This window comes from Rhodosalinus sp., from assembly GCF_041685465.1.
Lineage (GTDB): Bacteria > Pseudomonadota > Alphaproteobacteria > Rhodobacterales > Rhodobacteraceae > Rhodosalinus.
The window spans coordinates 1-5356 of the sequence record NZ_JAWLFS010000212.1; the positions used below are offsets into that span (position 1 = coordinate 1).

Below are 5356 nucleotides of genomic sequence, written 5' to 3' on the forward strand. Positions count from 1 at the left end.
GCCTTGCCGGCGGCGTTCTCGATCGGCGTGCCCACGGGCGCCGCGCCCTCGACCTCGACGGTGGCGAGGCCTTTCTTCAGCTCCGTCTTGTGGTGCATCCGCGCGGTGACCTCCTGGCCCACGTAGCAGCCCTTGCGGAAGTCGACACCGTTCAGCCGCTCGAAGCCCGCTTCGAGAACGAAGCTCTCGGGCGTGAGTTCGATACCGCTCTCGGGGATACAGGCCGCGACGCGCACCGCGTCCCAGTCGCTGCCGTCGTCGCCCCCCTCGCTCCCGTAGAGCCGCCAGCCGAGGCGCGGGTCGCGCGGGTCGGCAAAGGCAGTCTCGGGGGCGGGGCCGGTGCCGCGCCGGACCTTCAGCTCCGTTTCCGCGATGTCGACCTTCGCGCGGAGCTTGTAGAGCCTGAGGCGCTTCTGCACGTCCTCCGCGAGCGGCGTCGCCAGATCCATCAGAACCGCGCCGTCCGGCTCGGGCGCAAGAAGGAAATCCGCGATGTACTTGCCCTGCGGCGTGAGAATGGCGGCGTAGACGAGGCCCCCGGCGTCCAGCTTCCGGACGTCGTTCGTCACCAGTCCCTGCAGGAAGTCGCGGGCCTCGTCGCCGGAGATCCTGAGAACCGTTCGGTCCGCACCTGTCGTCGTGGTCATCGCTCCCCCTTTCCGTCGGGAAGAACATAGGCTTCGCGCCGCCGGCGCGAAAGGCGGGTCTACTGGGCCGGCGGCGGCTGCGGTATCATGCCGGACGCACAGGAGGGAGCGCGCCCATGCCCGAGAGACCCGTGCACCGCGTCGAGGACTACACCGGCACCTGCCTCGTGCTGCTCGGCGTCAACCTGTTCTGGATGCTGGTCGCGCTGATGCTGGTGCTCGGGTGGCCGGCCGTGCTGGTCGCCGCCGTCGCGCTCGACGGCGGTATCCGCCGCATCGGCCGCGCCCGCGTCACGGGTTCAGATAGGGCGTCGGGTCCACCCGATCGGTCCCGCGGGTGACCTCGAAATGCAGGAAGGACGGGTCGCCCGCCGCGACGGCCGCGATTCGTTCGCCGCGTGCGACGGTGTCGCCCTTGGCGACCGCGATCTCGGCGAGATTGACGTAGACGGTCAAAAGGTTGTCGGGGTGCTTGATCACCACGATCGCCACGTCCTCGGTGTTCTCGGTCACTGCGGCCACGCGGCCCGCTGCCGCGGCGCGCACCGCGGTGCCGGCCTCGGCGGCGATGGCGATCCCGTTGTTCTCGCCCTTCTCGAAGTCACGGATGATCGGGCCGTCCACGGGCATCGCCATCTCGGCCTGTGCCGTGGTGTCCGTCTGCCCGAGGTCGGGCGCAGGATCCTGCTCGGCCGCCTCCGCGTCCGCGACCGCCGCGTCGGTCGCCGCCGCCGGGTCCTCGTCCGGGCCCGGGCGCGACGCGCTCGGCGGCGGCGGCGTGGGGGAGCCGGTGCCGGGGGGCGGGGTCTCCTCCTCGGTCTCCGCCATCTCGCGGCGCGGCGCCTCGAGCGCGACGGGGATCAGGAGGTACTGGCCTTCGCGCACGCGGAACTCCGGGCCGAGACCGTTCCACTCCGCGAGCGCGCGCACCGAGACGTCGTAGAGCCGCGCGATGGAATAGGCCGTCTCGCCGCGTTCGACCTGGTGGCGGATCGGTTCCTGTCCCGAGGCGTCCTGGCCTGGTGCGTCTTGGTCCGACGCGGTCTGGCCCGGGCCGCTCTGCGCCTCTTCGGGCTGTGCCGTGTCCTCGCCCTCGGGGGCCTCCGTGGCATCCTGCGGTGCCGCGATCCCTGCGACGCCGTCCTCGGCCGCGGGCAACGTTTCCGTCTCGACCTCGGAGGGAGCGGCACTGTCGAGCGCCGGCCCGGCGAGCGCGGCGACATCGAGGCTGCTGCGTCGGTCGGTGCTGTCGGGCTCCGGCACGCGGCTGGGCAGCGCCAGCACCTCGCCCTGACGGAGGGTCGTGTCGGGGTCGACCCCGTTGTGCCGGGCGAGTTCCTCCGCGGGCAGATCGACACGCGCGGCCACGTCGCCGGCCGTGTCGCCGCGACGGGCCACCGCGACCTGGTAATTCGGGTAGGAGATGACGCCACGCCCGTCCGGTTCGGGGCGATCCGCGACCGCGCGCTGCGCGGCGGCGGACGTGTTCAGGCCGGGCGGTCGCAGGTCGACGTCCAGCGTGCCGCCGCAGGCGCCGAGCGCGACGAGGGCAACGCCGGCGAAGAGGGCACGCCGGGTGGACGGAGTGGGCGCAGTCATCGCTCGATATCCCTCGTTGCGCGCCCCTTGTCGCCGGGGCCTCGGTTGCGTGAACAGGCTCGCAGCCCCCGTGTCATCCATCAGCCGTCGCGCCCGAGCCCCTCGACGAGCGGGACGAAGCGAACCGAGCGAAGCTCGTCGTAGTCGTACCCGCTCTCGCCGCGTGTCACGCGGATGAGGCTCTGGACCGTGTCCGACTGACCGACCGGCAAAACCATGATACCGCCGATCTTCAACTGCGCCAAGAGCGGCCCGGGCGGATCCTCCGCGGCGGCGGTGACGAGGATCCGGTCGAAGGGCGCCTGATCCGGCAGGCCGTGGCTGCCGTCGCCGGTCACCGCCGTTATGTTGGCGAGGTCGAGCGCCGCGAAGAGCTCCCGCGCCTCGCGCACGAGCCGCGCGTGGCGCTCCACCGTGTAGACCCGCCGCGCGAGCTGCGCGAGCACGGCGGCCTGATAGCCCGAGCCGGTCCCGATCTCGAGCACCTTGTCGCGCGGCGTGACGCGGAGCGCCCCGGTCATGAGCCCGACGATCGAGGGCTGGCTGATCGTCTGCCCGCAGGCGATGGGCAGCGGCACGTCGTCGTAGGCGCGGTCCTGGAAGTAGTGGCGCACGAAGCGGCCCCGGTCCAGTTTTTCCATCGCGGTGAGCACGCGCGTGTCGGTCACCCCGCGCGAGCGCAGCGCGAACAGCAAGCGCATCTTGCGCTCGGCGTCGGACCCGGCCTGCCCGTCGCCGGTCATAGCCTCTCCCGGAAATGATCGAGCGAGTCGTGCGCGGTGAGATCGGCACGCATCGGCGTGACCGAGATCCAGCCGTCGAGGTTGACCGCCGCGTCGGTGCCGGGCGCCGAGGCCACCTGCTGATCGACGCCGCGCATCCAGAGAAAGCGCCGCCCGGAGGGCGAGAGATGCGGCTCGGTGCGGAAGGCGGTGCCGCGCCGGAACCCCTGCGCCGCGACCTTGAGGCCTTCGACCTCGTCGGCGGGCACGGGCGGGAAGTTGACGTTGAAGAACAGCCCGTAGTCCTGATCCTCCTCCGGTGTCGCGGCGAGGATGCGGCGCACGGTCTCGGCGCCGTGGCGCTCGGAGGGCTCGAAGCGGTTTTCCAGATGCGCGATGCGGGGGCCGTAGAACTGCGACAGCGCGATCGCGGGCAGACCCTGAAGCGCGCCCTCCATCGCGCCGCCGAGCGTGCCGGAATAGAGCGCGTTCTCGGCAGAGTTGTTGCCGCGATTCACGCCCGACAGCACGAGATCCGGCCGCTCCCCGTCGAGCACGTCGTAGATGCCGGCCATGACGCAGTCCGCCGGGCTACCCTCGGCGGCGAAGCGGCGGTCGCTCATCTCGGCGATCAGCATGGGGTGGGTGTAGCTGATCTTGTGCGCGACGCCGGACTGCTCGAAGGCGGGCGCGACGACCCAGACTTCGCCCGCGGGGCCCGCGATCTCCGCCGCGATGGCCTCGAGCACCGCGAGACCGGGCGCGTTGATCCCGTCGTCGTTCGTCACAAGAATGCGCATCGCCGGCCTCGCTGTCCCTTGCGCCCCCTCCTAGAGAAGGGGGAGCGGCGCGGCAAGCGAGCGCGCTCAGCCGGCCTCGGCCAGAAGGCGCCGGGCCTCGGCATGGCGGTCGGCGAGCGCGTCGCGGTCCTCCCCGGGGAAGAAGCGTGCGCGCAGCGCGGTGGGCATCGGCGCCGGGGTCAGCAGGTGAACGCGCGGCCCGGTGCGCACCGTCTCCGCCCGCCAGCTCCGCGCCAGCGCGGCCTGCGCGGCCTTCGTCGCGCCGTAGCCCCCGAAGAAGGCCTCGCCCGCCCTGGGATCGTCGAAGAAGACCGCGCGTCCCGCCGTGCCCAGAAGGGGCGCGAGCGCCGCGATCAGCGCCTGCGTCGCGGTGACGTTGACGGCCAGCGCGCGCGCGAATCCCTTGTCGTCGATCGAGGGGGCGGGCGAAAGCGGCGGCGCCTGGATCGCGGTGTGCGCCCAGAGGTCGAGCCGTCCCCAGCGGTCGAAGATGCCGCGCGCCAGCCCGGCCACCGCCTCGGGCTGCGTGAGATCCATCGGCGCGAGCGTCGCCTGTCCGCCGGCGGCGCGGATGCGGTCGTCGAGCTCCTCGAGGCCGCCCTGCGTGCGGGCGACGGCGAGGACGTGATGCGTCGCGGCCAGCGCCTCGGCGAGCGCGGCACCGAGCCCGCGCGAGGCGCCCGTGACGAGGGCGAGGGGTCTGTCGTCGGTCATGCGCCGTTCAATCCCACGCCGGGTCGCGGCTGGCAAGCGAGGAGAGGGGGCGCCGCCCCCTCTTGGCCTGCGGCCAATTCACCCCCGGAGTACTTGGGCCAAGATGATGGGGCGGGGGCGTCACTGGATGCGCATTGGCCCGCCCGCTGCACCATGCGCGGTCGGCGATGCCGGGCGGAGGGCCTCCCGGCCGGCGAAAAGGGGTTTTCTTTCGGCTCAGGATCGTGGAATTTGTCGCGGGACACGGGAATTCGAGGAGACTGCACAGTGACACTCGCCCAAGCCGCGCTCGGCCAACGGTCGTTGACGACACAGGCGCTTCTGGTGCTCACGGGCTCCGCCGCGCTCGGCCTTCTGTCGCAGGTCGAGGTGCCGATGCTGCCGGTGCCGATGTCGCTCCAGACGCTCGGCGTCACGCTGATCGGCCTGACCTTCGGCGCGCGTCTCGCCGCGCTGACGGTGCTGGCCTATCTCGCGCAGGGGGCGGCCGGCCTGCCTGTCTTCTCCGGCGGCGACGCCGGCGCGCACCACCTCGTCGGTCCGACCGCCGGCTTCCTCTGGGGCTTCGTCGCCATGGCCTGGGCGACCGGCTGGCTCGTCGAGCGCGGGCTCGACCGGGGGCTTCTGCGCCTCTTCGCCGCGGCGGCGTTGCCGGCGGCGCTCCTCTACGTGCCGGGCGTCGCATGGCTGACGCTCTTCGTCGGCATGGACGTCTCGACGGCCGTGGCGGCCGGCGCGCTGCCCTTCCTGCTCGGCGACGCGATCAAGTGCGCGATCGCGGCGGTCACCGTCTCCGGCGGCTGGAAGGCGCTGAGCGCCCGCAGGGACTGAGGCACCGCCGGGCCCGCGGCCGCGCCGGCCGGGCGGGGGCCTG

7 protein-coding genes are annotated in these 5356 nt (G+C 72.6%); 2 read left to right on the plus strand and 5 right to left on the minus strand.

Annotated elements, in window-relative coordinates; translation table 11 throughout:
• Positions 1-647: CAF17-like 4Fe-4S cluster assembly/insertion protein YgfZ (ygfZ, locus tag ACESL7_RS12620; protein WP_372893670.1), on the minus strand; the 647-nt coding region annotated here is incomplete at its 3' end.
• 116 nt (positions 648-763) lie between these two features.
• On the opposite strand from ygfZ, the gene ACESL7_RS12625 reads away from it, so the two are divergent.
• A complete protein-coding gene (locus ACESL7_RS12625) occupies positions 764-988 on the plus strand; it encodes a hypothetical protein (RefSeq protein ID WP_372893671.1) in 225 nt (74 codons plus the stop codon).
• On the opposite strand, the gene ACESL7_RS12630 is transcribed toward ACESL7_RS12625, so the two are convergent.
• From ACESL7_RS12630 to ACESL7_RS12645, 4 genes are all read right to left on the minus strand, one after another.
• Positions 939-2246 carry a peptidoglycan DD-metalloendopeptidase family protein gene (locus ACESL7_RS12630; protein ID WP_372893672.1) on the minus strand — a complete coding sequence of 436 codons (1308 nt, stop codon included), beginning with the start codon at positions 2244-2246 and terminating at the stop codon, positions 939-941. The genes ACESL7_RS12625 and ACESL7_RS12630 overlap by 50 nt on opposite strands.
• Positions 2247-2326: 80 nt before the next feature.
• Complete coding sequence (locus tag ACESL7_RS12635; protein WP_372893673.1) at positions 2327-2989, minus strand: protein-L-isoaspartate(D-aspartate) O-methyltransferase; 663 nt, start codon at positions 2987-2989, stop codon at positions 2327-2329.
• The gene (surE, locus tag ACESL7_RS12640; protein WP_372893674.1) at positions 2986-3768 is read right to left on the minus strand and encodes a 5'/3'-nucleotidase SurE; all 783 of its coding nucleotides are present in this window, start codon (positions 3766-3768) and stop codon (positions 2986-2988) included. The genes ACESL7_RS12635 and surE overlap by 4 nt, the downstream gene beginning before the upstream one ends.
• A 66-nt stretch (positions 3769-3834) precedes the next feature.
• Positions 3835-4482, minus strand: coding sequence for an SDR family NAD(P)-dependent oxidoreductase (locus tag ACESL7_RS12645; RefSeq protein WP_372893675.1), 648 nt, complete (start codon positions 4480-4482; stop codon positions 3835-3837).
• 267 nt (positions 4483-4749) lie between these two features.
• Here ACESL7_RS12645 and ACESL7_RS12650 point away from each other — a divergent pair, with 267 nt between their 5' ends.
• A complete protein-coding gene (locus ACESL7_RS12650; RefSeq protein WP_372893676.1) occupies positions 4750-5313 on the plus strand; it encodes a biotin transporter BioY in 564 nt (187 codons plus the stop codon).
• The last annotated feature ends 43 nt before the right edge of the window (positions 5314-5356 follow it).